This window comes from Pseudomonas sp. K5002, assembly GCF_013386655.1.
In the GTDB taxonomy this organism is placed as follows: domain Bacteria; phylum Pseudomonadota; class Gammaproteobacteria; order Pseudomonadales; family Pseudomonadaceae; genus Aquipseudomonas.
In genome coordinates this window covers 1,359-1,576 of record NZ_JACARK010000912.1, presented here as the reverse complement: position 1 = coordinate 1,576, position 218 = coordinate 1,359, and the positions used below count along the sequence as shown (strand labels likewise).

The window sequence follows — 218 nt, the reverse complement described above, 5'->3', positions numbered from 1 at the left end:
GGCCTCGGGGGCCAACGGGGTGACGCCGGTGGCCTGGTCCTGCAGGTGTTTGTGGGCGTCCCGGGCGTCCTTGGCCTTGTCGAAGGCGCGGCGACCGAGTTGGGTGTAGAGCGCAGTGTCGGTGAGCTTTTCCAGCAGTTCGCTGCGCTCGTTGTCGTTGGCCTTGAGGAACGCGCTGAACTCACTTTGCGCGAGCAACACCGCGCGGGTGAACTGCT

Annotated in this window: 1 protein-coding gene; it reads right to left on the bottom strand. The window is 66.1% G+C overall.

Features of this window, described 5'->3' with window-relative positions; genetic code table 11:
* On the bottom strand, positions 1-218 hold a 218-nt coding region (locus HX846_RS39865; RefSeq protein WP_256740153.1), incomplete at both ends, for a hypothetical protein.